Annotated in this window: 21 protein-coding genes and 3 pseudogenes; 9 read left to right on the top strand and 15 right to left on the bottom strand. The window is 35.1% G+C overall.

The features are described from left to right. The first annotated feature begins 11 nt into the window (after nt 1-11). The 5 genes and pseudogenes from QNH20_RS13100 (at nt 12) to QNH20_RS13080 (ending at nt 5,636) form a co-directional block, all read left to right on the top strand. Nucleotides 12-773 carry a YybI family spore inner coat protein gene (locus QNH20_RS13100; protein ID WP_283923300.1) on the top strand — a complete coding sequence of 254 codons (762 nt, stop codon included), beginning with the start codon at nt 12-14 and terminating at the stop codon, nt 771-773. Nucleotides 774-958: 185 nt separating this feature from the next. Beyond that, nucleotides 959-1,411, top strand: a complete 453-nt coding sequence (locus QNH20_RS13095; RefSeq protein ID WP_283923299.1) for a MarR family winged helix-turn-helix transcriptional regulator — start codon at nt 959-961, stop codon at nt 1,409-1,411. Nucleotides 1,412-1,478: 67 nt separating this feature from the next. Further along, on the top strand, nt 1,479-3,206 hold the full coding sequence (locus QNH20_RS13090) for an ABC transporter ATP-binding protein (protein ID WP_283923298.1): 1,728 nt from the start codon (nt 1,479-1,481) through the stop codon (nt 3,204-3,206). Beyond that, nucleotides 3,203-5,081, top strand: a pseudogene (locus QNH20_RS13085) (ABC transporter ATP-binding protein). Before QNH20_RS13090 ends, QNH20_RS13085 begins: the two are co-directional and overlap by 4 nt. A 3-nt stretch (nt 5,082-5,084) precedes the next feature. Next, on the top strand, nt 5,085-5,636 hold the full coding sequence (locus QNH20_RS13080) for a PH domain-containing protein (protein WP_283923297.1): 552 nt from the start codon (nt 5,085-5,087) through the stop codon (nt 5,634-5,636). Between the two features lie 129 nt (nt 5,637-5,765). On the opposite strand, the gene xerS is transcribed toward QNH20_RS13080, so the two are convergent. From xerS to QNH20_RS13065, 3 genes are all read right to left on the bottom strand, one after another. Continuing rightward, nucleotides 5,766-6,854 carry a tyrosine recombinase XerS gene (gene xerS, locus QNH20_RS13075; RefSeq protein ID WP_283923296.1) on the bottom strand — a complete coding sequence of 363 codons (1,089 nt, stop codon included), beginning with the start codon at nt 6,852-6,854 and terminating at the stop codon, nt 5,766-5,768. A gap of 313 nt (nt 6,855-7,167) precedes the next feature. Beyond that, entirely contained in the window at nt 7,168-7,608 is a 441-nt protein-coding gene (locus QNH20_RS13070) for a VOC family protein (RefSeq protein WP_283923295.1), read from the bottom strand. Nucleotides 7,609-7,979: 371 nt separating this feature from the next. Further along, nucleotides 7,980-8,171: a hypothetical protein gene (locus tag QNH20_RS13065; protein WP_283923294.1), complete on the bottom strand. Its 192-nt coding sequence runs from the start codon at nt 8,169-8,171 to the stop codon at nt 7,980-7,982. A 261-nt stretch (nt 8,172-8,432) separates the two neighbouring features. Here QNH20_RS13065 and QNH20_RS13060 point away from each other — a divergent pair. Together QNH20_RS13060 and QNH20_RS13055 are read left to right on the top strand one after the other, a co-directional pair. Continuing rightward, nucleotides 8,433-8,969, top strand: a pseudogene (locus tag QNH20_RS13060) (tyrosine-type recombinase/integrase); the annotation flags it as partial. Between the two features lie 177 nt (nt 8,970-9,146). Beyond that, nucleotides 9,147-9,764: a hypothetical protein gene (locus QNH20_RS13055; protein WP_283923293.1), complete on the top strand. Its 618-nt coding sequence runs from the start codon at nt 9,147-9,149 to the stop codon at nt 9,762-9,764. Nucleotides 9,765-10,157: 393 nt separating this feature from the next. Here QNH20_RS13055 and QNH20_RS13050 read toward each other — a convergent pair whose 3' ends face one another. From QNH20_RS13050 to QNH20_RS13020, 7 genes are all read right to left on the bottom strand, one after another. Then, on the bottom strand, nt 10,158-10,646 hold the full coding sequence (locus tag QNH20_RS13050) for a DinB family protein (protein ID WP_283923292.1): 489 nt from the start codon (nt 10,644-10,646) through the stop codon (nt 10,158-10,160). Between the two features lie 521 nt (nt 10,647-11,167). Beyond that, nucleotides 11,168-11,521, bottom strand: a complete 354-nt coding sequence (locus QNH20_RS13045) for an acylphosphatase (protein WP_283923291.1) — start codon at nt 11,519-11,521, stop codon at nt 11,168-11,170. A gap of 204 nt (nt 11,522-11,725) precedes the next feature. Beyond that, nucleotides 11,726-12,388, bottom strand: coding sequence for a DUF1801 domain-containing protein (locus QNH20_RS13040; RefSeq protein ID WP_283923290.1), 663 nt, complete (start codon nt 12,386-12,388; stop codon nt 11,726-11,728). Nucleotides 12,389-12,483: 95 nt separating this feature from the next. Beyond that, on the bottom strand, nt 12,484-12,855 hold the full coding sequence (locus tag QNH20_RS13035) for an iron chaperone (RefSeq protein WP_283923289.1): 372 nt from the start codon (nt 12,853-12,855) through the stop codon (nt 12,484-12,486). 242 nt (nt 12,856-13,097) lie between these two features. Next, nucleotides 13,098-14,576, bottom strand: coding sequence for an Lsa family ABC-F type ribosomal protection protein (locus QNH20_RS13030; RefSeq protein WP_283923288.1), 1,479 nt, complete (start codon nt 14,574-14,576; stop codon nt 13,098-13,100). A 511-nt stretch (nt 14,577-15,087) separates the two neighbouring features. Further along, nucleotides 15,088-16,125 (bottom strand): Cfr family 23S rRNA (adenine(2503)-C(8))-methyltransferase, encoded by a 1,038-nt coding sequence (locus QNH20_RS13025; RefSeq protein WP_283923287.1) that lies wholly within the window; start codon nt 16,123-16,125, stop codon nt 15,088-15,090. Nucleotides 16,126-16,729: 604 nt separating this feature from the next. After that, nucleotides 16,730-17,455 (bottom strand): TerC family protein, encoded by a 726-nt coding sequence (locus tag QNH20_RS13020; protein ID WP_283923286.1) that lies wholly within the window; start codon nt 17,453-17,455, stop codon nt 16,730-16,732. 309 nt (nt 17,456-17,764) lie between these two features. Here QNH20_RS13020 and QNH20_RS13015 point away from each other — a divergent pair, with 309 nt between their 5' ends. Beyond that, on the top strand, nt 17,765-19,195 hold the full coding sequence (locus QNH20_RS13015) for a PQQ-dependent sugar dehydrogenase (RefSeq protein WP_283923285.1): 1,431 nt from the start codon (nt 17,765-17,767) through the stop codon (nt 19,193-19,195). 831 nt (nt 19,196-20,026) lie between these two features. On the opposite strand, the gene QNH20_RS13010 is transcribed toward QNH20_RS13015, so the two are convergent. The 4 genes and pseudogenes from QNH20_RS13010 to QNH20_RS12995 form a co-directional block, all read right to left on the bottom strand. Next, a complete protein-coding gene (locus QNH20_RS13010; protein ID WP_283923284.1) occupies nt 20,027-20,425 on the bottom strand; it encodes a VOC family protein in 399 nt (132 codons plus the stop codon). 164 nt (nt 20,426-20,589) lie between these two features. Beyond that, nucleotides 20,590-21,115 (bottom strand): annotated as a pseudogene (locus QNH20_RS13005) (GNAT family N-acetyltransferase). A gap of 634 nt (nt 21,116-21,749) precedes the next feature. Further along, nucleotides 21,750-22,127 (bottom strand): hotdog family protein, encoded by a 378-nt coding sequence (locus QNH20_RS13000; protein ID WP_283923283.1) that lies wholly within the window; start codon nt 22,125-22,127, stop codon nt 21,750-21,752. A 757-nt stretch (nt 22,128-22,884) separates the two neighbouring features. Beyond that, nucleotides 22,885-23,376 carry a DinB family protein gene (locus QNH20_RS12995; protein ID WP_283923282.1) on the bottom strand — a complete coding sequence of 164 codons (492 nt, stop codon included), beginning with the start codon at nt 23,374-23,376 and terminating at the stop codon, nt 22,885-22,887. A gap of 896 nt (nt 23,377-24,272) precedes the next feature. On the opposite strand from QNH20_RS12995, the gene QNH20_RS12990 reads away from it, so the two are divergent. Then, nucleotides 24,273-24,416 (top strand): hypothetical protein, encoded by a 144-nt coding sequence (locus QNH20_RS12990; RefSeq protein ID WP_283923281.1) that lies wholly within the window; start codon nt 24,273-24,275, stop codon nt 24,414-24,416. A 201-nt stretch (nt 24,417-24,617) separates the two neighbouring features. Here the strand turns inward: QNH20_RS12990 and QNH20_RS12985 are convergent, their stop codons facing one another. Then, on the bottom strand, nt 24,618-24,782 hold the full coding sequence (locus QNH20_RS12985) for a hypothetical protein (protein ID WP_283923280.1): 165 nt from the start codon (nt 24,780-24,782) through the stop codon (nt 24,618-24,620). Between the last annotated feature and the right edge of the window lie 23 nt (nt 24,783-24,805).

Here is a 24,805-nt window from a genome sequence, read left to right as displayed (position 1 = left end):
TGGAGGGGACAATGATGAAAAAAGAGATGCTGCTTGTAATTGTTTCGTTTTTTCTTATATCTATTACAGCAATAACTGGGGTTTACGCATTCGAAGAAAATACCAAGGTCATCGCGATTTCAGAAGAAGAAGTGGATATCACAGGTGACGGACAAAATGAGTCCATTTTTTTAAAGGGTGTCCCATATCAAGAAGAAAATTCTTTTTTGAAAAAAATTTATATTGAAGTGGCAGCCTCTAATGGAAAAACATACACCTTTCCATTAGAAAGTGGATCGAAAGCGTCACTTCAACTAACAGATTTAAACAATGATGGAATAAAGGATTTATTTGCAAGTGTATTAACAGGGGGAAGCGGTGGAAATGTTCTAAACTTTTTATATTCTTTAAAGGATTTTGTCCACACTGAATTAACTATTCCAGAACCACTTGAGATGGACACTAAATTTTTAAATGGCTATAAGGCTGAAATGAAGCTGAAGCAAACAGGAAAGTCTTATTTGTTTAATTTAAAGGATCGCAAGAAATATTACAAAAAACTAGGTTTTTACTATAAGGGAAAGCTAAATGAGCCGACAGAATTGTCGGTTAACCCATTTAACAGTCTGTCACCTATTCAATTTGAAAATAAAAAAATGGGATTAAAAGGTTACCAAAGAGTTACTGGTGTTGCAAACGCCGACACCATTGCACTAGTTAAATCTGTGTGGAGATATGAGAAAGGTCATTGGAAGCTGCTCAGTGCGGACGTAAAGCAAGAAAGAACACACTAATAAAAATGGAATTACTAATTCTTCAAGTAAAATGCTTTCAAAACCAAGTCAAAAACACAGAAATTTTTTTCTGTGTTTTTCTTTGTTTAAAAATTGACTGCTGCCCTGTTCAGGAATATACTTAGGTTCTAAAATAATTAAGTTACCTAAGTATTATTAGTTGAAATGAAAATCGAGGTGATGAAATGGCCAATTTTGAAAGTGAAACAGCACAAAAGCTCCTGCAATCGTTTATGAAATTCAAAAAAACAGGGTGGCATAATAAGAAAATTGCAGGGTTTAATCCTAGTGAATTCAGAGTGCTTGCGACGATCCAACGTTGTGCAAATGATAACAATACCGAAATGAAGGTTTCTGAAATTAGTCAGCTTTTAGAGGTTACTCCGCCAACTATTACACAAATCATTAATATCCTTGAAAAAGACAGTCTAATTGAACGAACAGTTGATCCCGAGGACAGAAGAGCCGTAAAAATAAAGTTGACTCCTGCAGGGATTGAAGCAGCAGAAAGCGCTAGAAAAGCATTTAGCGAAACCTTTTTAGGATTAATTGATTATTTAGGAGAACAAGAAAGTGGACAGTTGGCCGAATTGCTTTCCAAGGTTCATGATTATTTTAATCAAGTCAGTCACCAATAAGTTACACAAACTTAGTAATGTATTATTTAGTTAAATCATTAACAATCTAAAACGGAGTTGAACCATCTTGATAAAATTAAGCAAATTTTTGAAACCATTTCAAAAACAGATTTACTTTGTTTTAGGTCTTGTTCTTTTGCAGTCATTATCTGAACTCTATTTACCAACCTTAATGGCTGACATTGTCGATAAAGGAGTAGTTACTGGCGATACAGATTATATTTGGAAAATAGGCGGACTTATGCTGCTTGTTGCAGCAGTAGGCATGGTATGTTCCATTGTTGCCAGCTTCTATTCGTCAAAAGCAGCAGCCGGATTCGGTAAATTACTGCGGAGCAATATATTTTCTCATGTCGGTAATTTCTCATTACAGGAGTTCGATAAACTTGGAACTGCCTCGCTGATTACGAGAACAACGAACGATATTACGCAAATCCAGCAAGTACTAATTATGATGCTGAGGATGATGGTGATGGCGCCAATGATGTGTATTGGCGGGATCATTATGGCCTTATCAAAAGATGCTAAGTTAACCTTGGTATTAGCTGTGTCCTTACCTGTTCTTGTCATTACAATTGTGGTGATTGCAAGAAAGGGAATACCTTTATTTAAAGCGATGCAAGTAAAGCTTGATAAGCTTAATCGTGTTTTAAGAGAAAACCTAACAGGTATTCGTGTCATCCGTTCTTTTAACCGGATTACTCATGAGAAAAAACGTTTTAATGAAGCAAACTGGGATCTTACACAAACAGCGATTAAGGTCAATAAAATTATGGCTGCGATGATGCCGATTATGATGATTGTCCTTAACCTTACAACAGTAGCGATTGTTTGGTTTGGGGGGATTCGGATCAGCAATGGCCATATGGAAGTCGGCGATATGATGGCGTTCATTCAATATGCGATGCAAATCATGTTCTCATTCGTCATGTTATCGATGATGTTTGTAATGATTCCTAGAGCATCCGTTTCAGCAGTCAGAATTAACGAAGTGTTCGAAACGACAGCTGATATTCAAGATCCATCTGTACCTGTACGAACAGAAGGGCAAAAGGGCCAGGTAGAATTTCAAAATGTAACCTTCAGCTATCCTGGTGCCGAAATGCCTGCCATTTCTAATATTTCTTTTAAAATGAACCCGGGTCAAGTATCTGCCATCATTGGGGGGACCGGCTCCGGTAAATCAACGCTAATTAATTTGATTCCGCGTTTTTATGATGTTGACAGCGGTAAGGTGCTCGTAGATGGAGTGAATGTAAGTGATATGACCCAGGAAAGCCTCCGCGAAAAGATTGGCTTTGTTCCACAGCAAGCGGTCCTTTTTACTGGTACGATTTCAGAAAACATTCGCTATGGTAAAGAAGATGCCTCAGATGAAGAAGTTAAGCATGCAGCTGAAATTGCTCAAGCGACAGAGTTCATCGAAAATATGCCCGATGGATTCGATTCAGTTATCGCCCAAGGCGGAACAAATGTTTCCGGCGGGCAAAAACAGCGTTTGTCGATTGCACGGGCACTTGTTAGAAAACCGGAAGTCTATATTTTTGATGATAGTTTTTCAGCACTGGATTTTAAAACTGACGCTAAGCTACGTGCTGCTTTAAAAGAAGAAACAGCAGCCTCAACGATGCTAATTGTTGCTCAGCGTGTAAGTACGATTATGGATGCCGATCAAATTATTGTCTTAGATAATGGCGAAATCGCTGGAATCGGAAAACATAATGAATTAATGGAAACTAGTAAGGTATATCGCGAGATTGTCATGTCACAGCTGTCAGAGGAGGAAATTGCATGAGTAACGATTCCAATCATCAAGGACAGAGGGGCAAGGGAGGAAAACCTGGACCCGGCGGGGGTTTCGGTCCAATGGGCATGGGGATGCCAGTTCAGAAAGCAAAAAATTTCAAAGCGTCTAATAGGGTACTTAAAACCTTATAAATTACAACTGTTATCTGTATTAATTACAGCCATCATCAGTACTGTGTTTGCGATTGTCAGCCCGAAAATAATGGGTAAGGCAACGACCAAATTATTTGAAGGATTGATGTTGAAAATGAAAGGTGCCCCCGGGGCAAAAATAGATTTTGACTATATCGGACAAATTATTTTGCTCTTAATAGGACTGTATATCATTAGTGCGATATTTGCTTATATTCAACAATTTATTATGGCAGGGGTAGCACAAAAAACGGTATATAATCTTCGGAAAGAAGTTGATGAGAAGCTTAACAGGCTGCCGTTAAAATACTTCGACTCTCGGACCCATGGTGAAATTCTAAGCCGGGCTGTAAATGATGTCGATAATATCAGTTCAACCCTGCAGCAAAGTTTAACCCAGCTGATCACGTCAGTGGTTACAATACTCGGTGTCATTGTGATGATGCTTTCGATTAGTCCATTAATGACATTAATCGTTGTCTTGACTTTACCACTAAGCTTTGTTGCGATTACGAAAATTGCAAAAAAATCACAGACCTATTTTAAGGGACAGCAAAAATCTCTTGGTCAACTAAATGGTCATGTAGAGGAAATGTATACTGGTCATAAAGTAATAAAAGTGTTTGGCCGAGAGCAAAAATCAATTGAAAAATTCGATGAAACCAATGAAGCCCTTTATCAATCAGGCTGGAAGGCGCAATTTATGTCAGGAATGATCATGCCATTAATGTCGTTTATTAATAACATCGGCTATGTGCTTGTATCAGTTGTGGGCGGTCTTCTAGTAACGAAAAAGGCAATAGAAATTGGTGATATTCAAGCATTTATTCAGTATGCCAGACAATTTAGCCAACCGATTACTCAAACCGCTAATATCGCTAACGTCATCCAATCGACGATTGCAAGTGCTGAGCGTGTGTTTGAAATTTTAGATGAGACAGAAGAAGTCCCTGAAGCGGCTTCACCTAAGGAAATTATTGCTCCTAAAGGGGACGTCAGGTTTGAACATGTTTCCTTCAGTTATAAGGAAAATGAACCATTAATTGATGATATGAATATTGACGTAAAACAAGGACAGCGGGTTGCCATCGTCGGACCAACTGGTGCCGGTAAAACAACACTGATTAACTTGTTGATGCGTTTCTATGAAATTAATTCTGGGAAAATTTTAATTGATGGGGTAGATACTCGTGATTTAAAAAGAGAGCAGCTGCGCGGTTTGTTCGGTATGGTGCTCCAGGACACATGGCTGTTCAATAGTACTATTCGCGATAATATCGCGTATGGCAGAGAGGGTGCTACAGAAGAGGAAATTGTGGCTGCGGCAAAAGCAGCAAACGCTGATCACTTTATTCGCACGCTTCCTGAAGGCTATGACACAATCCTAAATGAGGAAGCCTCTAATATTTCGCAAGGTCAAAAACAATTATTAACGATTGCACGTGCGATTCTTGCTAATCCAGCCATCTTAATTCTAGATGAAGCTACGAGCAGCGTTGACACCCGGACAGAAGTGCAGATACAAAAGGCCATGGATCATTTAATGAAAGGGCGTACTAGTTTTGTAATTGCGCACCGGCTATCAACAATTCGGGACGCTGATCTCATCCTTGTTATGAATCATGGAACTGTGATTGAAAAAGGAACTCATGAAGAATTACTACAAGAAGGCGGCTTTTATGCAGATTTGTATAATAGTCAGTTTACATTTAATCAGAAAAATGCAGGATAATAAGTGGCATTTAGGAAGCTTTCCGGCTTTCTAAATGCTTTTTTTGTATCTTTTAATACAGTTATTCGTATAAAATATTATTATAGAAGATTCTTTTATAAGTACATACTGATGAGGGGGATGATTACTATGAGATTTTACTCAAAAAAAGGACTAATCACTGGTCTCCTTTTATGGGGTACTGTTGCCTTTTTAATCGGTTCTATTCTTTTTTTACCTGGTGGTCCGGAGGGGAAGGGGGAGATCATTACTGCAGTTCTGGTATGTGGATTAACGAGTGCATTTATTATATGGTTATGGTTTGGAACATATTATGAAATTAATGGGAATCAATTAAAAGTTGTAGGAGGGCCGTTTCGGTGGAAAATTGACAGCATGACTATGAAAAGTATACGAAAAACTCGAAATCCATTATCAAGTCCGGCTTTGTCATTGAACCGTTTAGAGATACTCTATGGCAAGTGGGGCACGGTCATGATTTCTCCTAAAAATGAAGAAGAGTTTTGCGAGACTTTAAGAAAAATAAATTCAAAAATAGATTTCAATATTAAATAAAATTTTTTCTGTCTCATTATCTTAAGTATACTTAGGAATTGAGACAATTTTAAATTTGTTACCATAATAATATTATGTAAACTGATTGAATGCAAAAATAAAGCTGCCATAAGTGACAGCTTTATTAATTTATTCCATTTGTTCTTTTGGCATATCCATCTTATCAACTGCAATTTTTAGATCATCATTCTTAATATGAGTGTAGATCATTGTCGTTTGTATCGATGAATGACCCAGCTGCCGACGTAATTTTGGAACATCGTTAATTTCTGCGTGGTATCTGGTAGCAAACGAATGTCTCAGTTTATGCACAGATAAAGATGGTTTGCCAAATGCTGTTGCATATTTTTCAATTAGTTTTTCAACGGATCTCGCAGTAAGCCTCCTTGATTTTCCTTTCGGTCCCATTGGAGCTGAAATAAATAATGCTTTATTTGTTTTATCTACCTGATACTTAGCTGTTCTAATTGATAGGTATTCTTTTAGATCAGCCATTGCAACCTGGCTAAAATAAACGAATTGTTCTTTATTTCCTTTTCTAATGACTCTAACACAATACTTACTAAAATCGATATCGTCTAACTCAATGCCAACTAACTCCGAGAGACGCAGTCCAGATCCGAGGATTAACGATACAATCGCTGTATCTCGTTCCTTATTTAGCAGATAAAAGTTACTGATTTTTTTATTGTCCTTGTTCAATTCACCGTAATCATTGGCAACAAATAAGCGGAATTTCTCATACTCATCACCAAGTAAGATTTTGCCTTCCATTTTATTTGCCTTCGTTTCCATGCTGTCTTTTACTTCATTAAATTCAATCTTTGCCATGACATTACGATTAATATATGGCTTTAAATCAGGTGTTTCCGCAATATTTTGCAGGTAATTAAACAGCGATTTTAACGCAGATAACTTTCGATTCACGGTTAGTTCTTTATTATTTAATTGGTAGTGAAGATAGTTTAAAAAATTTTCAACCTCTAAAACAGTCATAATCTCCAAACGATCCAACGAGATTTCCTTAATGCTGCCGTTCCATAGCTGCTCACTAATCATCCAATTGAAAAAAATCTTATAATCGTGACAATAATTAAACAGCGAAGCAGTAGAAAGTTTTCTTAATTTATGATTGATATATTCTTCAACATACCAGGGTAATTCATGAAGTAAGGCTTGCAGCTTTTTAAAATTAGTTTGTTTTTCCTGATTTACCATGATAACACCTCACTTCTATTTTATCCCACTACCATTATTACGTCAAATTTATATTTTACGTAATAATCTTTTTTGTGGTAGCTATTCCAATGACACACATTAACTGACGAGTGACACAAAAGTCCAGACAAATATACAGGAACCTATGTTTAAGCAACAATAGTTTATTCATTTCCCTAAGTCCATTAAAATACCAAAAAAACCTGCTTTTTGATCGAAATCAGGAATTTTTGGCATTTTAATGATTATAGTTTATTTTGCAAACACTACACTACATTTAAAATATACCCCTAATGCCTAAATTTCTTTCCGTTCAACACAATTTGTTATGATTAACTTGATCCATAACATCATCAAAAGCCTTTTCTTTATCTATTCCCATTGAAAGTGTAATAAGGTATCCATCCGGATCATTCAAAACAAGTTCGCGAGCATTCCAAGGACGATTAATAGGCCCTTCTATAACTTCTGCACTAGCTGCACGTGCTCTATCTGAAAACAAATCAACATCTTCGACGTTAAAGTTGATAACAACACCCTTCCCATTTGATTCCTTATCATTTTGTTCTGTTGCTGAAACCAACATTACGTCTTGATACTTCTTACCTCGAATATGAGCCATTACAGTTTTCCCATCTTTGCCTGGAAACTCAAACACGGGATTAAAATTAAGAACATCTTTGTACCAGATAAGCGAGCTTTCCATATTACTTACAGAAAGTTTTACAAACAAAGGCATAGGATAAAATTCCATTATGTTTCCACCCTCTCTAACTAAGATACATAAAATATAAACTATTACGTTACGAGAAGGTCAAGTGTTCATTATTAATATTTTTTCAATTTTTAACAACTTTATTTTGTTATTGAAATTCTAATGCCTTTCATTTTAGCAACTTCCCCAATAGAAAACATGCTGATTTTTAAAATGCTTTTTCATTATATGACAACTCACCTTAACAGAGATATACTAATAATTCTTCAAAATTAATATTTATTCCTTCTTTCACTAAACTGCCACGTTAGTGAAAAAGCGACTGCTCTTATTGAACAATCGCTCCCGCTTGTTTAAGTACATTTCTTCACAGAAATGAACTACTTCCCTCGTAAACCATTGAGAAAAACTCACTTTATTTTACTAAACCACCCCACAATAAGAATGATACTCGCTATCCCCCAAACTGTGTTTCCTACTATCCACCAAACTATGGATTGGGTAGTTGAACTTTTCTTACTTTCCATATTTCTTTTTATAAAAGCGAGAACAACAAATCCGATTATGATGAAACCAACAGTTATCCAAAATAATAAATCCACTTTCTATACCCCTTTTTTGTGAATTACTTTCCTAACCTCTACGTAGTTTAAGTACATTCCTCCGCAATTTTAATTACATTTTAACATAAATATCCAATTAACTTCGGATAAAGTCTTCTACAAAATGGTTCATTTGTTTAGCAATGATAAACATCACTATTCAACTCTACTGCACCGATAGTTTAATATTTAATGTTTTCATTTCTACAATCAAGACAATAATTCCTCTAATATCACCAATATAAGGAGGTAGTTACCTTACTGTTATCAAAAGCCTGGGAACTTTACGAATCTGATAAAAGGATTGAAGGGTTCTCCCCCCAAACGCTAAAAGCATATAGACCCCAATCAAAGTTACTCATTCAACATTTTAACGATGTGAGTATTGAATCCGTAACAACAGATTGGCTGAAAGGATACTTATCAAAGTCCAGTGAACACTTAGAGCCATCAAGTTTATCTCATCGAATCCGATTTATTAAATCGATATTTCGTTGGTCACACGAAGAAGGACATATTTCAAAGAATCCAGCAGCGAAAATCAAAGAACCTAAACAAGGAAAACGAATTCCAAAATTTCTAACTGAGAGGGAAATTGAACAATTGAGAGAGGCTTGCTTTACTCCAATGGAAAAGGCATTATTTGAATTTATGTTTTCAACGGGATGTAGAATAGGTGAAATTGTTTCCCTTGAAAAGAATTCTATTAATTGGTCAAATTGCTCAGCAATAGTGATAGGAAAAGGAGATAAAGAAAGGGAAGTCTATTTTAATATTCGTTGTGAAATCTGGCTGAAACATTTGTGCTTCGATTGCATCGGTTACCTTGACATGCATATTTGGTAGTGGAATCTCTTTCCGTTCGCCGGTCTTGGCTGATAAAAGTTTCTGTTTTAATGAACTTTTACTCGTATGGATCGAAAGTGGTGAATATACTCTTATGAACGAAATAAACCACAGTAAGGGGTCATCTGGATGAAAGGGCAGTTTAATGAAGAAGGAGTAAATGGATTAGGTTTAAAGCGTTGGCAAAGAATTCTCAGGAATTTTGGCATATCCTTTCTGGCAGCCGTTCCTGTCGGGATTATTTTTGGACTGTTGTTGAGATTGGTGATGGGAATCATTGCCTTTTTCTTTCCGCATATGGCGAGTGGATTTCACCTCTCTGGCACACTCCTCCTCGTCATACTTGGGATTGCCGCAATATTGGCGAACAGCATCATTTATACGCTTGTTTTTCAAACCTCGAGTAAGAACTGGGTCCGAAAGGGATTTTATTATGGGTTGGTGAGCTTGATCCTGTATGGCATCCCTTTGTTTTTGTCCAATCCAAACAATGAATTATTCGGGCCTCAAGCACCACTGGGAATCGGTTTATTTTCAGCTTTGTTTTTTATTGGTGCGTTACTGCTGGCCTTTTCCGTTGATCGTTTCACCCATTGGATGGACGGGTCAAAAGGCAGGCAGAAACTTGCTTATGTCAGTTTTACCATCCTTTTCATACCGGCAGCCGCTATGCTGGTGAATATTTTTCTTGAGATTTTTAATGAAATACTGCCTAAAATCAACGACAACTTATCCATGTGGTTTTAATAGGAACTCGACAATCCATTGAAGAAGTGCCTGATACCTCCCCTTCGCGCAATATGTGGTCAGTGGTATTTCTCATCTTCGTAAATCTCTTTAAACCATTCTTGTTGTTTTAAAAGCTCAATATATTTGAAGAGCCTTTTAATACTGCTTATTCAACTAATGCACCCCTTTGTTTAAGTATATTTTTTCACAAGCATAAAATTAAAAATTCTATGAACGGTCCCCCTATTACTTACATGGGAGTGGTAAGCTTTCTAATTGATTAACTAAAGCTGTCATTCCCATCTTGCTACCTGATAATGTAGCTTTAGAATAAAGTTTGATCATTTCTGTGATTCTTCCACCATAAAGCGCTTGATTACAGAAGATTTATCCAAAGATATTATTAAATTCCTATTCTCTAGCATTTTCTTTCCAACTTTTTTGCTGCTTCCGAATATAAATGATTTGACCAATATGATAAGCGTTATGAGTTGCTACATTTCCAAGTATCGCCCACCATTGGGCAGGTACAGGGAAACCATTTACATTGCTTTCGATTTTTTCTTCTGTAAGCAGATCTTGCCACTGTAATAATACCTTTAATAATCCTTCTCTTAAATCATTAAATGTTTGATTTTCTGGAATGATAAAGCTGTTATTATTACTTCCTATGGAAGGTACAGCATTGAAATGAGATTTTTGATATCTAGTTTGCCAAGTTTCATTCCAATAAAGTAGATGCTGCACTATTTCAGCGATACTATTACTATTTTCATTAGGCTTCCATAATGCTTCTTCTTCTGATAAATTTTCTACTGAGTCTGAAAATGGTAGATACCAGCTAGGGTCATTAGCATTTGCTAACAACTGATCGGATAAAACATCTTTAGCATGAATCATACTTTTCCCCACTCCTTCATATCATTCATCTGATTTAATTGCAATAATTCAAAAGGTAAATCAAGAAATTGAATTATAATTTCCAAATTCATTACTATCTTCTTTATTAAATGTATATTTCTATCGACTTTACCTCTACCTTTCGACTCTTTTATTTCTTTTTACATTATATTAGCAATATTGGATGTAATCCCCTCTTCTTTACTAACCTACCGTTAGCATTTAGATAATTAATAAATTATTTTAATATTAAAACAAATTTGAGTTAATATTACTAATTCTACTAACCCAGTATAAATTCCTTTTTCAACTTTACTGCACTTTAGTTCAATAAAAAAAGCCGCCTGGATTGTATGCCCTTTGTAGTATATCTTGAAAGAATTTTTGATTTTAATGAAAAATATTGACAAACTATTAGCTAGGTTAGTGGAACAAGTTGAAGAGCTGCCTTAGCAGCCCTTTGTTAAACTCTTGCACCTATTAGTTCAATAATAATTGCCATCCCAATTATGGAACACAGTTTATCTCACTATTGTAAAAATTTCATCATCGTCCCTATTAGGTACATCAATCATTGTCACTTTTTTTACAGATGCCCGTTTTAATGACTGCATGCAATTGACGAGAAAATAAATTTTTGATTCTTCCCCTTGTATTTCAGCTTCCACACTTCCATCTTCTAAATTTTTTACCCACCCCGTTAATTTCATTCTTTGAGCAATACAATTTATTTCCAAGCGGAATCCTACTTTTTGCACTCTTCCTGAAAAAGTTACTTTCTTTCTTAATATAGTATTTGAAACAAATATAGGAAACTTAATTCGATTTGCATGCCAAATTACATACTCATTTCTTAATTTCTTAAAAACACTCATTCTACAACGTACTCCTTTTAGTTTATTACAAAATCGTCTCCTAACCTAAATAATAAAAACGCTTTACTCCCTCTAAGAAGTAAAGCTAAAAATATATTCTCCATTAAGATAAACTTATCCTTCTTATCAAACTAATTTGAACCGTTAGTTCAATAAAAATTTTCGTTTGCAGATGATCTGGGACAATATCTTAAAGTTTGAGTATTATTTTTTCTTATCCAATGACTTGTGTGAGCCGTCACAGTGGGGCTGCTTTTGAGATAGCCCGCAAGTACAATCATTTAATCCCTTTCCATCGAGAATTTTCTGGATATATTTCTCAACCCTTGACTCTCGAGTTTTGGATTGTTTGGGTTGAGAAAAATAAAGAATGTAAGCTCTTTGCCGTCCCGGTGTCAATGATTCAAAAGCAGTTTTAAAAGTAGGCATTTCATCGAACTTATTTTGAAGTTCTTCAGGAATTATGAATTCCTTATGCTCTTTCATTTTCACTTCCAAACCGGCTTTTTCAACTTCAATGGCTTCATAAATATAGTCTTTCAAGATGGTTTCCATTGAAACTATTTCTTGAACATTGGTGAACCGAATCTGGCGCGCCGCCTGTACATTCTCCGTTTGCTGGATTAGAATTCCATAGGCATCCTTTAACAAGGCACCTTTGTGAAACAGAAGCGCACAATATTCTTTAAATCCATGTATTAAAACTATGTTTTTTTTCTCAAACGTGTAACAAGGATGCATCCACTTAAATTCTTCGGTCAGCTTACAGTCAAGAACGATATTTCTTAACTTCTCATATTCTTCCTTCCACTTTTTAGCTTTACTTAAAAAATCATCAACCTTAGGATTCATTCTACTATTTGTCATCGAGGAACACCCCTCTTCAATTTTTCGATCAGCTGACAGTCAAGAATGATCATTCTCAATTTCTCCAATTCTTTCTGTCAATTATACGCTCATAATTATTTCCGCCAAAAAGTTGAACAGTCTGCCTTATCCAAAATATTATACTCGATCATTTTCTCAAGTAATGAGATATCAACCGGACTTTCCCATTTGATACGTACCAACTGCTTGGTGTGATCATAGCCAGCCTGCACAATTTCATCAGAAAAATGATTAATCCCTGCCTTTTCAGGGGCAACAGCCAAATGATGTTTGGATACGCTAAAGCCAATAATAAATGTGCCGTGATCGGTAAACATAGGCTGATTCCACGCAATTTTTGGTATTAAATTTGGAAATTTCTTAGTTACCCAAGCCAAAACTTCTTCCGTTCGGGCCCGATGTTGCGGGTTATCAATATGCGATAAAAATTCTGTAAAAACTTCCATGTTGTTCCCTCCAAAAATAATAATTATGCCGTTCAGAGAAATTCCTCAAACCCATTCATTGGTAACTTTTTAAACTTCTCCAAATAATACACAAACTCCTTCTTCCATCAAACTGCCCTTTACTCAAAAAAGAAACCTGCCCTTTATTTGAAGAAGAAAAGTGCTTTACTCTTTATTAAAGTAAAGCACCCTATGTTTTATAACCTGATTTACTGATTATATCTTCAATTCTTCATATTTAACTACATAGATATAGTTTTTGTTGCAACTGTTTGTTGAAATGCCTGATCATGCTCAACAATAACCATTGTGGGATTAAATTTTTGAATAAGCTCTTCAATCTGCATGCGCGAATAAATATCAATAAAATTTAACGGTTCATCCCAAATATATAAATGAGCTTTTTCACATAAACTTTTGGCTATAAGCAGCTTTTTCTTTTGTCCACCAGAATAATGAGATATATCTTTCTCAAATTGAATTCGGTCAAAATCCATCTTACGTAGGATGGATTTAAATAACGTTTCATCAATCTCATGCATTTCAATAAAGTCCGATAACAGTCCCTTCAAATGAGAAGTATCTTGTTGGACATAGGAAATAATGAGGCCTGAACCTAAATTCATTGTGCCTGTATGCTGTATGAGATTTCCTAGAATTAGTTTTAGGATACTACTTTTTCCGCTTCCATTCTTTCCATCAAGTACAATTCGGTCACCTTGTTCAACTTTAAAGCTAATTGGCTTATTCACTACATGGTCATCGTACTTAACAGACACATCAGCCAAAACAATCAATTCATTTGACTGAAATTCCAATGATTCTAATTTTAATGACTCGGTTTTTTCCACATTTTTTAGCAGTTTTGACTTTTCCTCAATAGCTTTTTGTTGCCTTGACTCAAGGTTCTTTGCTCTCTTCATCATCTTTGCCGCTTTATGTCCTACAAAACCCTTGTCCAACTTAGAACCCGAATTCGTTGTCCCATTTTTGGAAGCTTCCACTTGATTTGACCAACCTGCTGAACGCTTTGAAGACTGTTTTAATCTCCCTATGTCTTTTTGTAGACGCTGATTTGTTGCCTCTTCGTGTTCCTGCTGTCTATCAAAATTTAACTTCCAAGAAGAATAGTTACCACTTTGAACTTCAATATTTGCTCTATTTATAGATAAGATATGGTCAACACATCCATCTAAAAAGATTCTGTCATGTGATATTAAAATAAACCCTTTTTTCTTCCTTAGATATTCAGAGACAATCTTTCGTGCATCAGTGTCTAGATGATTGGTTGGCTCGTCAATTAATAGAAATTGACCCTCATTCAAAAAAAGTGCAGCAAGCAACACCTTTGTTTGTTCTCCATTTGATAATGTTTTAAATGGTCGGTACATGACCTCGGCATCAACATTTAGATAGGATATTTCACGAAGATATTCCCAATCTTCTGCTTGGGGACAAATTTCTTCAAAGATTTCATAAGTATACTTGTTTTTATCCGAAACTGGATAAGGGAAATAATTAAATTCTACCGAAGAAATGATTTTCCCGCTATACTCATAATTTCCTAATAATAAATTAAAGAATGTTGTTTTACCTCGTCCATTTCTACCGATAAATCCAAGTTTCCAATCCGTATCTATTTGAAAGTTCACACCTTCAAAAATATTGTCAAAGCTGCCTGGATAAGCAAAAGTTAGATCTTGAACATGTATCATTGACATGATAATTCCTCCTTTGTATATCAATACTTTTTACTTTCTATACAAAGTCGGCACATCCATCTACTCTCAATTACTCCGTATAAGTTTGATGGATATTAACGACTTATGCGGAGTATTACATGCGTAACAATAGTGTCTGAATTGCTCATTTCTCTCACTCCTTTATTTATTAGATTAAAGTTACAGAATAAAAAAATATCAATCATATATATGAGAGAATAAAAAATCCTCCCAGTTTGTAATTGGAAGGATTAGTCTTTCACTTATATTAAATAAGTTCTTTTTTGCCATTGGAATCATGACAATTAAAGTATAAACTGATTTATAAAAATGGATAGACTAACCCTATATTTTTTATAGTTTGAAGTTATTCATTTCAAATAAAAATATAGATTAGTTAATCATTGTCCATCCATCAGTCCTCTCATAATTATATTTTTATATTAACAATTTTTTATATGGAATACAATATCAGCATCATCTTCAACTCAAATTACTGCATGTTGCTCTTTTAATAATTTCCATACAATTGACCACAAGCAGCATCTATATCAATTCCAAATTGACTTCTAATGGTCACATTAATACCTGATGATTTTAATTTTTTGTAAAAATTAACAACATGACCTTCATCAACATCACCGAACCTTAAAGGAGAACTGACGGTTGGGTTATATCTGATTAAATTTACATGATATAAACGTCCTTCTTTATATCGACCTTTTAATAGACTTACTACTTCTTTAGCATGGTCAATAGAATCATTCACACCAGGTAACATAATATAAGCAATATATACTTTTCTTGATGTTATTCGTATATGCTCATCTAATGTGTCCATCACATCTAATAATGGATACCTATCATTAATCGGCATCAACTTACTCCGTTGTTCATTAAAAGGAGAATGTAACGAAAACGTCAAATTGACTTGCGGATAATTCAGAGTCATTTTTTTTATACTTGGTATAATACCAATAGTTGAAATAGATAACCTACGAGGGCTTAAAGCAAACAGCGTAGGATCAGTGAGTACATCTAAGGCATCAAAAACTTGTACATTGGCTAACGCTTCTCCCATCCCCATAAAAGAAATACTATCAATTGAATGACCTTGTAAGTAAAAATGGAGGATTTGGTCAGTTATTTCATCTGAAGTCAAATTTCTTTTTAATCCAATGTCACCTGTTGCACAAAATTTACACCCAAAATTACATCCGCACTGAGAAGATATACAAAATGATTCCCACCCAGCTTTATATTTCATATTTACCGTTTCTATTTTTTCATTTCCTGAAATTTCAAATAAGACTTTAGTGACTTGCTCAGAATGCTGTTCCTTTAAAGGAACAATATCTATAATAGATTCTCCAAATGCCTTAACTAAAATTTCTCTTAACGATTTTGGAAGCACATTAATTTCGTTGAATTTATTTATTCTTTCTTTAAAAATGGCATTCAATATTTGTTTCATTCTAAAATTAGGGTAATTATATTCCATTAAGAATTCATTTATTCTTCTATACTTATTGCTTTTTTTTAATTGCATCTTTCTCATCCTTCCATAAGACTCTCTAGGTTTATAGGAGTAAATAGAAAGGAGTTGTCTATCCCTTAAGTTAAAAATAAACACAAAAAAAGCATCGATAGAATTATCGGTGCCGAACTTAAAATAAAAAATATGCACAAATAAATAAAGACTCTAAGTCATTGCCTTGTAATTTATTTGCAATAGAGGTAAAGCTCCGATAACTGTTTTTGTATGGTTATATAGCATAAAAAAGGACAGACTACTCCCTTTGTCCGCTAAATCGTTACCAATTTTCACGTTTTTACCAAACAGAATTCTAAAAACAGTTAACATTGCTTGCACCTCCCTTTGTCAAATATATTATTGAGTAATCTAACATATAAGTGAGTATATGTAAAGTGTAATTCGAGAATTTTTGTAAAACTAACCTGCTACGTTAGCTCTACAGGAAGATAGTTCGCCGCAGCGGTCCCCATCTTTAACTCTTGCACCCGTTTGTTTAAATACAATATTTCACAATCTATCTGAGGAACAAATTATAGGTACTATTCTTGGAGAAATAACAAAAAAAATCAAATCTTTTTTTTTGTTCATCAAATCGGTGTTTTTGTTGTATTTTTTTCTATTTTCCTTTAGATAAAAACCAGCCACCTAAAGCAATAAGAAGCATAACGGACCAAAAGATTATATTCCAGATTGGTCCTTCAACAAATTCGTGGGAAATGATATGCAATGATGGATGCGCAAGAGTATGCATTAATAACTTAACCCCAACCCAACCAACAAGTAACATGGCAGCTGTTTCAAGGCTAGGTCGTTCTGTTAATAGCTTCACGAAGAATCCTGCTGCAAATCGAATTACAATTAAACCTGCAATTGCACCTATTACAATCACAATAAATTTAGCCCCATCCATACCTCCGATTTGACCTATTGGCGTATCTGGCAAGTCAATGACCAGAGCTACTGCTGCTAAAATGGAATCAACAGCGAATGCGATATCCGCTAAGGAAATTTGAGCAACTGTCATACGGAAACTTTTTGATTTTCTCTCTTTTTCTCCGTGGTCTTTTTTTACTAAATGTTTTAATGAGATGAAAATTAAATAAGCTGCCCCAATCGCTTGAACCTGCCATACGTGGAAAAGGAAGGAGATGATAAAAATGGCTCCAATCCGAAATATAAACGCCAATAGGAGCCCAATATCAATCGCTTTTTTTTGTTGCATTTCCGGGAGGTGCTTTGCCATAATAGCTAATACTAAAGCATTGTCAGCGGATAATAAACCTTCTAATAAAATCAAAATAATTAAAACCCAGCTATACTGTATTAATAAAGAAAGATCCATAATATCCCCCTATAAATCATAGAATCCTTTTACATTTTCATTTCACAAAAACTAAAAAGTAGTTCTTCTCTTATTCAAATATTGTCCCTTTTGTCCACTTCCTTATGCAACTCTTCTGCTTTGTCGAATATAGAAAAAAGAGTGCTGCCGCAACTTATTACTTAAACAAAAGCACTCTTTTGTTTAAGTACGCTGGTTTGGAAAATGGCGCAATGCCTTGTCAAAGTCCCTGGCGCTAATATCGTAATAATAGAACATTTCTATTCATATTCTTATAAAAGAATACAATAAGAAGGAGTGTAACGTTAGTTGATAAAAGTTAATGTTAGTTTACGTCCTATTGTAAGTAAGATAAATTTACCCACTGTTTTGAAAACAACTATACTTCCGGGTGACTCAATTGAAAGATTATTTATTGCAACCCAGGTAGGAGAGATCTTTTACATAATGAACGGAGTTACAAGGACTTTTTTAGATATTCGCCCGCGTATCATAAAACTAGGTGATTCTGAACTAGGTGTTTCTGGTGGTGGATATGATGAACGGGGATTGCTAGGCTTAGCGTTCCATCCAGAGTTTTATTATAACGGTCTGTTTTATCTTCATTATTCAGTAGCTGGAACACAAGGGCCAGGTGCTCTTTCTGAACCTTTTAAGCCTGACCCGTGTGATCCAAGAACTTTATACTTAAGGTGGATAAATAGAGAAACTCAATATGATCATATTGATACAGTTGAAGAATGGAATTTACAATCAAATGGTCACCCTCAAAAACGACGGACATTACTTAACTTAAGAAGACCATTTTTTAATCATAATGGTGTTAATAGCTTAACCTTTTCACCTGAAACCGGAAAACTTGTTTTAACAACAGGAGATGGTGGATCAGGCTATGATCCATTTAATTTAAGCCAGGATGATATGGAAATCGCCGGTAAAATAATTGAAATTGATGTAGGTAAGAATACACTTATCAATAATCCACCCGTAGTCACACGTTTTAATGAACTTCCCGTACCTATTCAGGAAACGCTTACGGTAATTGCCAAAGGGGTTCGCAATATACCAGGCATTTCATATCAAAAGTTTTATAATCAATATGTCAAATATGCGGGAAATGTCGGACAGGATTTGGTAGAGTCGATTTTTTCATTCATTCATAATAAACCAATACCGGTTACTCAGCTTGTTCAGGCTTCTATAATGAAATTTGAATCTGACCAAGAAGGATTTATAAACTTTGGCTGGCGAGGATGGGAAGGTGCTTTTCCTACTTCGTTTATAAAGGTCTGCACTACAAATCCGACATTAGATGAGAAGACAATTGCTTATTACAATGAAGCAATAAAAACTTCAGTGAGACGTCTTCAGCCTTTAACTAGTTATTTTCATAAAGATCCCCGCCCCGATAAGTTCGGAGGAACTGCACTTACAGGAGTCCAGGCATATATGGGGAACGGAATCCCCGATTTAATGGGAAGCGTTGTGTTTACCGATCTTGCTCGGAAAGAAGAATCTCAAACTCCGGTTAGAGGGGGGTTAGCTTATACCAGGGTAAGAACAGATGGTAAACTAAATGATTTTAGTGTTATTAAAACCGATTATAATTTTGGATCTCAATCTGCTTATTATGTTAGTTTGGGAACGAATCTGGATCAAACCAGACTATTTTTAGGGGTTTATAGCTCTATGATAGTGACTGACCTTAACCAAGGTACTGTTTTTGAAATTGTTCCATGATTCATAAATTCGACTTAATCCCAGATAAATCTCTTTCTTCGATTTAATTGAATCGAAATATTAAACAAACAAGAGAGCAATCATGCCCTCGTTTGATTATTTTTCCGGGTATTTAAAAGTCCTATTCCGTCCCTAATATTTGTATTTCTCTTACAATAGAAAGGATATTATCTAACATGTCATCGTGAGATAACTCGCCGTCTTTGAAGAAGTTATTTTCCGTGACTTCTTGTAGTTCTGCTGTATCTAGTTCTCACTAACTTGTTGAGCATTCAATCGCCTTGTTTAACATTAAATCGCTCTTGAGCAAGTGTCATCTCCTGATAAGTGTTCGTCTGCTAGTTCTAACTCTCCAGCAAAAATTCTAATCTACAAAATATATTAGTAGGGGTCTTTTCCTTAAGTCTCTATACCTTTACGCAATTGTGTACCCCCGGGGGCTAAAAACTTGTTGCGTTCCCCCCCCATTTTTTATCATCAAAAGCTTTTTGTACATCTACAATAATTAAAGCATTATTTTTTTATCCAAGATAATTCTCCCTGGCTCTTTTGAATTAACCATCTACTACATTTTAAATGCAGATGTTATATGATATAACTGATATTGTTATTGAACCTGTACCAGTAGTGGAAGACTTCCACAAAAATAAGCGTTAATCCTTTATAGATCAACACTCTCCGTTAGTTAATTATGTATCAGGACGATATGTGAGGTTCTGGAATTGAGCGAATTATTAGTTCTTGTAGTTGCGAAAACGACAAATAAGACGAAGCCGACTAGGAATGTCATTTTTGGTTATTGACATATTAACATTCTTTTGAAATCCCGGTTTAGGTTCGCCTTGCAAAAGCAATTATATGTCCATCAATATCTGAGCCGTAAGCTACATAATCTCCCCAATTACGTATTTCACCTTTACTAATTTCCATGCCACCCAATTCAACTAGGTTTCTTAAATATGTATCAGGATCATTTACATAAATATATATCTCACTCCGTGGGATTCCTCTTGCCTCCTTAGGATTTTGAATTTTTCCATCTAATAGCCTCACTATTCCATCTTCAGGCATGATTCCTAACGTAGAATTATTATTTAATTGAAACTCAGTCATACCAGGTACATCTAAATATGGTTTTAAATCTAGTAATTGTTTATAAAATTGCTTACTGTTTTCTTGATCTTGTACATAGATAATCATGATAATTCTTTCTTCATTTGAAATAGTCAATATAATCCCCCTAATTATTTTTCATTTTAATGAAATTGAAAATTAAAAAAGCATTCCTTCTTGAATTAAAGCCCCCGTTAGCATAAGTACGTCACTTCACAATATCTGTTTAAGATGCGGTTTTGGTATAGGTAGTTTTCTTGTATTCGATATCTACAAGACGATTAAAACTCTTCTTCTAAAATGGATACATCTTTAATTCTTGATGTTTTCCCTTTACAAACATCCCTTTCCTAATTATCCCTTCAAAAGACATTCCCGTTTTTTCCATCACTCGTGCTGAAGCGATATTTTCTACAAAACACCTTGCTCGAATACGAATTAAATCCATTTTTTCAAAACCGAATCTTATTACTTTTTTTGCTGCTTCAGTAGTTAAACCATTCCTCCAATATTCTTGAGAAATAACAAAGCCGATTTCAGCAATTTTGTGATTTGGTTTCCACCAAACAAAGTCAATAGTCCCGATAAATTTTCCATTTTCTTTGTATTCAATTCCCCAGGGAGCCACTTGACTGTTTTCAAATTTATTCAATACAATGTTAATACATTCATTTGTGTCGGATAATGTTTTGTGGGATTCCAAGTTACATACTTAGATCCTTCTTCTTTTGAACCATTTAAAAACATATTTTCAGCATCATCCAAAGTAACTATTCTAAGAATAAGACGATTGAAAGAACCTGTCATTAATCCTCATTTTCCCATCACTGTTGGCTAAATAAATAGAAGTTAGATGATAAAAGACTGACACTTTACTTTCAATAAAAATAGCTACCAATATGGTAGCCCGATCTTAATCTCTTGCTCCCGTTAGCTTAATAAGAAGGTGAATAAAATCTTACTGTATCTGTATCAATAACAAACTCGACTTTAATATCACAGTCATAAGGAGTTTGTTCAAAATTGTGAAGCCTGCAAAAGACATTAGGAAGGTCTTTTATCACATAGGTTAATTCTTTTGCTTGCAGATATTTTTGCTTTAACTATCGTTTGGAACACTTTTTACCTGTAAGGAGACCGTTGTGGTTATAGCAGTCGATTTCAATAATCAATATAATCACGCTGGTTACCTAATCAGCTAATATAGCCTAGATTTTTGTTCTTCAACACAAGCACCCGATAGTTTGAGTACAATACTTCACAAAGAGGTACTTGGTTGTAAGGTAACGGTTGAAACTATAGCATAATGAAGGACAATAAATATTATAATTTAAGAGTCCTGGTCTTTTTTAAACAAATTTTACTGGGGCTAATTTCGTGTTGTCTAAAAACCCTCATAGCCGTTTTTATTTTCAGAATAGTTGAAGAAAGTTTAAAGAATTTAAAGTATTACGCCTGAAACATCCCCTTTCAATACTTCTTTTTCATTCTGGTTTTTGCATAAAAAGGTTGCAATAAAAGCTGTTCTATTATTTTCTTGCCTTTCGTATTTTTCAATTTTAAATTCACAAATTATTGTATCTCCAGTAAACACAGGTCTTAAAAACTCAAAATGCGTACTACGAGCCAGTACGTTATTATCTCCAGCTATTTTTGTTGGCAGAGTTGCCGTTAATAACCCTTGAATTATAAGTCTTCCCTGTTCATCTGGGGTTATATGATGAATCCCTTCATCACCTGAAATCTCAGTAAATAATTCAACATCCCTTACTGTAAAAGTCCGTTCAAACGTAATTATATCTCCTTCTTTTAATAGCATTTAAATCTCCTCCTGAATGTTTTATACTGTATGATTAATAAAACTGTGAATATTAAAACAATATCAAATTCTTTAAGGTAATATATTCCATACAAATTAAAAAAATCCTTCTTTCACTCCCTCAGTTAGTACAGTAAGGATAACTTAACAAATATGTATAAATATTAGACTTTATACAGTTTTTCCTTGAGTAATGATTCATATAAAAATAATAAACATACTGCCAAAACATACATTAATTAATTGCCAGAAACACCCGACGGTCGAATTTTGCTTAGCGTATGTTTTTCGCGGTTATCTATACTCGAATGTGAAAAGCCCTTGAAATATAAGGCTCTGCACATTGTTTACATGTATTCAATGTATTCTTGTGGGAGCATCACAAAAAGCAGGCCATAACTTGAACAATTCAGTCTTGGCCTGCTTTTTTTCTGTCATTAAAGTATCGTATTCGTTAGCTCAATCATCCTATTTTAATTTTTTTAAGGAAGACCTACTTTATTTGTTTCAAACCCGTAGACCAGAAATAAATGTTAACAGAGCTGTTCCGCAATTTCCTCAGGTAAATAACCGCGTTCATCCCTTTGAATAAATAGGAATTGCTGTTTAATGCCGTCAGTAGCATATCTGTGCTAAAGCTGCTGTTAGGAGGCGTTTTCTCCGTTGCCGACATTTCGTCAAATAGCTCGACAAATATTTGATGTAATTCGTGATATATAGGGCCCCACGTTCTCAAACTGCAGTGCAATTTTTTGCCCTATTCAAAAGAGCGGCGCGATGGCCAAGAGCCTTGCAACTTGCGGATCAGGATAATTTGGCCCGTATGATATGCGTCATGGAGAATGAGGCTGTTCAGCCACTCGTCTAATGGACGATTAGTAACAAGAGCTTGCAATTGGTCAACGTTTAAATTCGTAATACGCTCACGGATGCCAAGATGGACGCTTTTTAGTCTATTTTGCGTGGCTTCCCAATCGCTCTCCGTTTTCGAAGCGACTGTGAACGTATCGTCATTCGTCAACCCTTCCGGATACTGCGATTCCTCACCGGTAATTCTTTTGAGCAACCGTTCCTTGTAAAAAATCAAATGCTCAACTGTCTCCCAAATCGTGTTCGCATGCTCGCCAGCCGGGCGCCAATCTGCTTGCTCCGCCGTAAGCGCTTTGAGTGCGTCAGCGAGCGGCGGATACCAATCTTCTTTATCGTAGCAAAAGTCCCAGTTTTGAAGTAACGATTCCGTTCTGTTCATTCCAAATCCTCCTTAGCGCGTATTGTAACCATTATACAACTTTTTTCAAAGCGCTATCCATCATTTTCCTTTCATTCGATGCCATCTTCCTCCCCCTTTTTCAGATTCGTTATTCAACTCCCCGTTAGCCATCCATGCAGCAAAGCTGCACCACAGAGAATGAAAATGGATAGGAAGTGTCAATACTGATACAGACCTTAATCCAGTCGACCCTAATCCATAGACTTATTAATTAATGCTCTCCTCTTTTGATTGAGTAGGGTCTCCTTAAGTATTGTCATTTTTCTATTTTTAACGAAACTTATTTTCATGGTAGTTTAAGTAGAATCCTTCACAATCTTTTCTACCTTTCCCAATCACTTAACGAATATAGAAATCAACAAACTAATTGCAAAGAAGATATATGCTATCTGAATGGTTGTATACATTGTAAATTCAAAGGCTGAAAGTTTCCTTTGTTTTTTTGTTTTTACCAAATGCCCAAGATAGAAAGAAGAACTAATAATAAGTATTACTATGGAAATTGTACGTAAGGTTTCTGCATAAATTATCAAGTCTTATCAACTCCTTTCTTTACACCCCCCTGCACGTAGCAGTAGTTCATTAATTTGATTCACTAACGCACCTTTGTTGTTTTTGAAAATTAAAAAGATAGGATTATTCCAAAAAGTTATATAATGGAAATATATACAAAAAGGGGGCTGGAGATTGAAAAATAACCTCAATGCATTATCAATTTTTTGTTTTCAATAAGTATCGTTATTGGAAGTTACCTAATATCAAATAGTTTAAGTAAGAACAGGCTGTCTGTTCAAACTCAAACTTCGTCACAATCAACAAATAAACTATATACGTAATCTGAATTAGCAACCTATTTAGGGTTGAGCCTTGACGAGGTGAAAAAATTAGGTCCAATATCGGATTCACAAGGTGGTTTTGAAGGTGTTCTCCCTTATTTAGTAATCGGAGGTAAGGTCTATTATTCAAAAGCAGCAATTGACAAATGGCTAATCAATAACCAAGGATATTGGGTACAATAAGACCAATTTTATTTAGTCTTTTTTTATGCACTTCTAAACTATCTCTAAAACCCGTACCCAACACTCCCCTCCTTCAGTTAAATTGCTTCTGTTAGCTTAACAAAAAAATAGGATCGCCGCAGCAATCCATCCTGAACTCAAGCAACCGTTACTTTAAGTACAATTCTTTACATTGTCTTTGAAAAGGAGTATTTGAATCATTTAAGGTCCAAAACTATTGGGTCCGAAAGGATTTTCTGGTGGATATTCCTCTAACTTATCAGCTGTTCTTTCATCTGGTGAAGTCGCCCCAGATTTTTTGTCAAAATAAATGGCTATTCCAGCCAATATAATGATAGGTGTTAATATATAAATCCAAATCATCATAACACCTCCAAACTAACCAACGA

The organism is Neobacillus sp. WH10, assembly GCF_030123405.1.
Classification (GTDB): Bacteria; Bacillota; Bacilli; order Bacillales; family Cytobacillaceae; genus Neobacillus.
This window is presented reverse-complemented; position numbering and strand designations above follow the sequence as displayed.

Coding starts and splice junctions, on each gene's coding strand:
- QNH20_RS13000 (WP_283923283.1), bottom strand. CDS start 22,127: ATGCTATTAAAAGAAGGAGATATAATTACGTTTGAACGGACTTTTACA.
- xerS (WP_283923296.1), bottom strand. CDS start 6,854: ATGGTAAATCAGGAAAAACAAACTAATTTTAAAAAGCTGCAAGCCTTA.
- QNH20_RS13030 (WP_283923288.1), bottom strand. CDS start 14,576: ATGTCAATGATACATGTTCAAGATCTAACTTTTGCTTATCCAGGCAGC.
- QNH20_RS13095 (WP_283923299.1), top strand. CDS start 959: ATGGCCAATTTTGAAAGTGAAACAGCACAAAAGCTCCTGCAATCGTTT.
- QNH20_RS13020 (WP_283923286.1), bottom strand. CDS start 17,455: ATGGATCTTTCTTTATTAATACAGTATAGCTGGGTTTTAATTATTTTG.
- QNH20_RS13070 (WP_283923295.1), bottom strand. CDS start 7,608: ATGGAATTTTATCCTATGCCTTTGTTTGTAAAACTTTCTGTAAGTAAT.
- QNH20_RS12995 (WP_283923282.1), bottom strand. CDS start 23,376: ATGAACAGAACGGAATCGTTACTTCAAAACTGGGACTTTTGCTACGAT.
- QNH20_RS13035 (WP_283923289.1), bottom strand. CDS start 12,855: ATGGAAGTTTTTACAGAATTTTTATCGCATATTGATAACCCGCAACAT.
- QNH20_RS13025 (WP_283923287.1), bottom strand. CDS start 16,125: ATGCAATTAAAAAAAAGCAATAAGTATAGAAGAATAAATGAATTCTTA.
- QNH20_RS13045 (WP_283923291.1), bottom strand. CDS start 11,521: ATGAGTGTTTTTAAGAAATTAAGAAATGAGTATGTAATTTGGCATGCA.
- QNH20_RS13055 (WP_283923293.1), top strand. CDS start 9,147: ATGAAAGGGCAGTTTAATGAAGAAGGAGTAAATGGATTAGGTTTAAAG.
- QNH20_RS13050 (WP_283923292.1), bottom strand. CDS start 10,646: ATGATTCATGCTAAAGATGTTTTATCCGATCAGTTGTTAGCAAATGCT.
- QNH20_RS13100 (WP_283923300.1), top strand. CDS start 12: ATGATGAAAAAAGAGATGCTGCTTGTAATTGTTTCGTTTTTTCTTATA.
- QNH20_RS13040 (WP_283923290.1), bottom strand. CDS start 12,388: ATGACAAATAGTAGAATGAATCCTAAGGTTGATGATTTTTTAAGTAAA.
- QNH20_RS12985 (WP_283923280.1), bottom strand. CDS start 24,782: ATGATGATTTGGATTTATATATTAACACCTATCATTATATTGGCTGGA.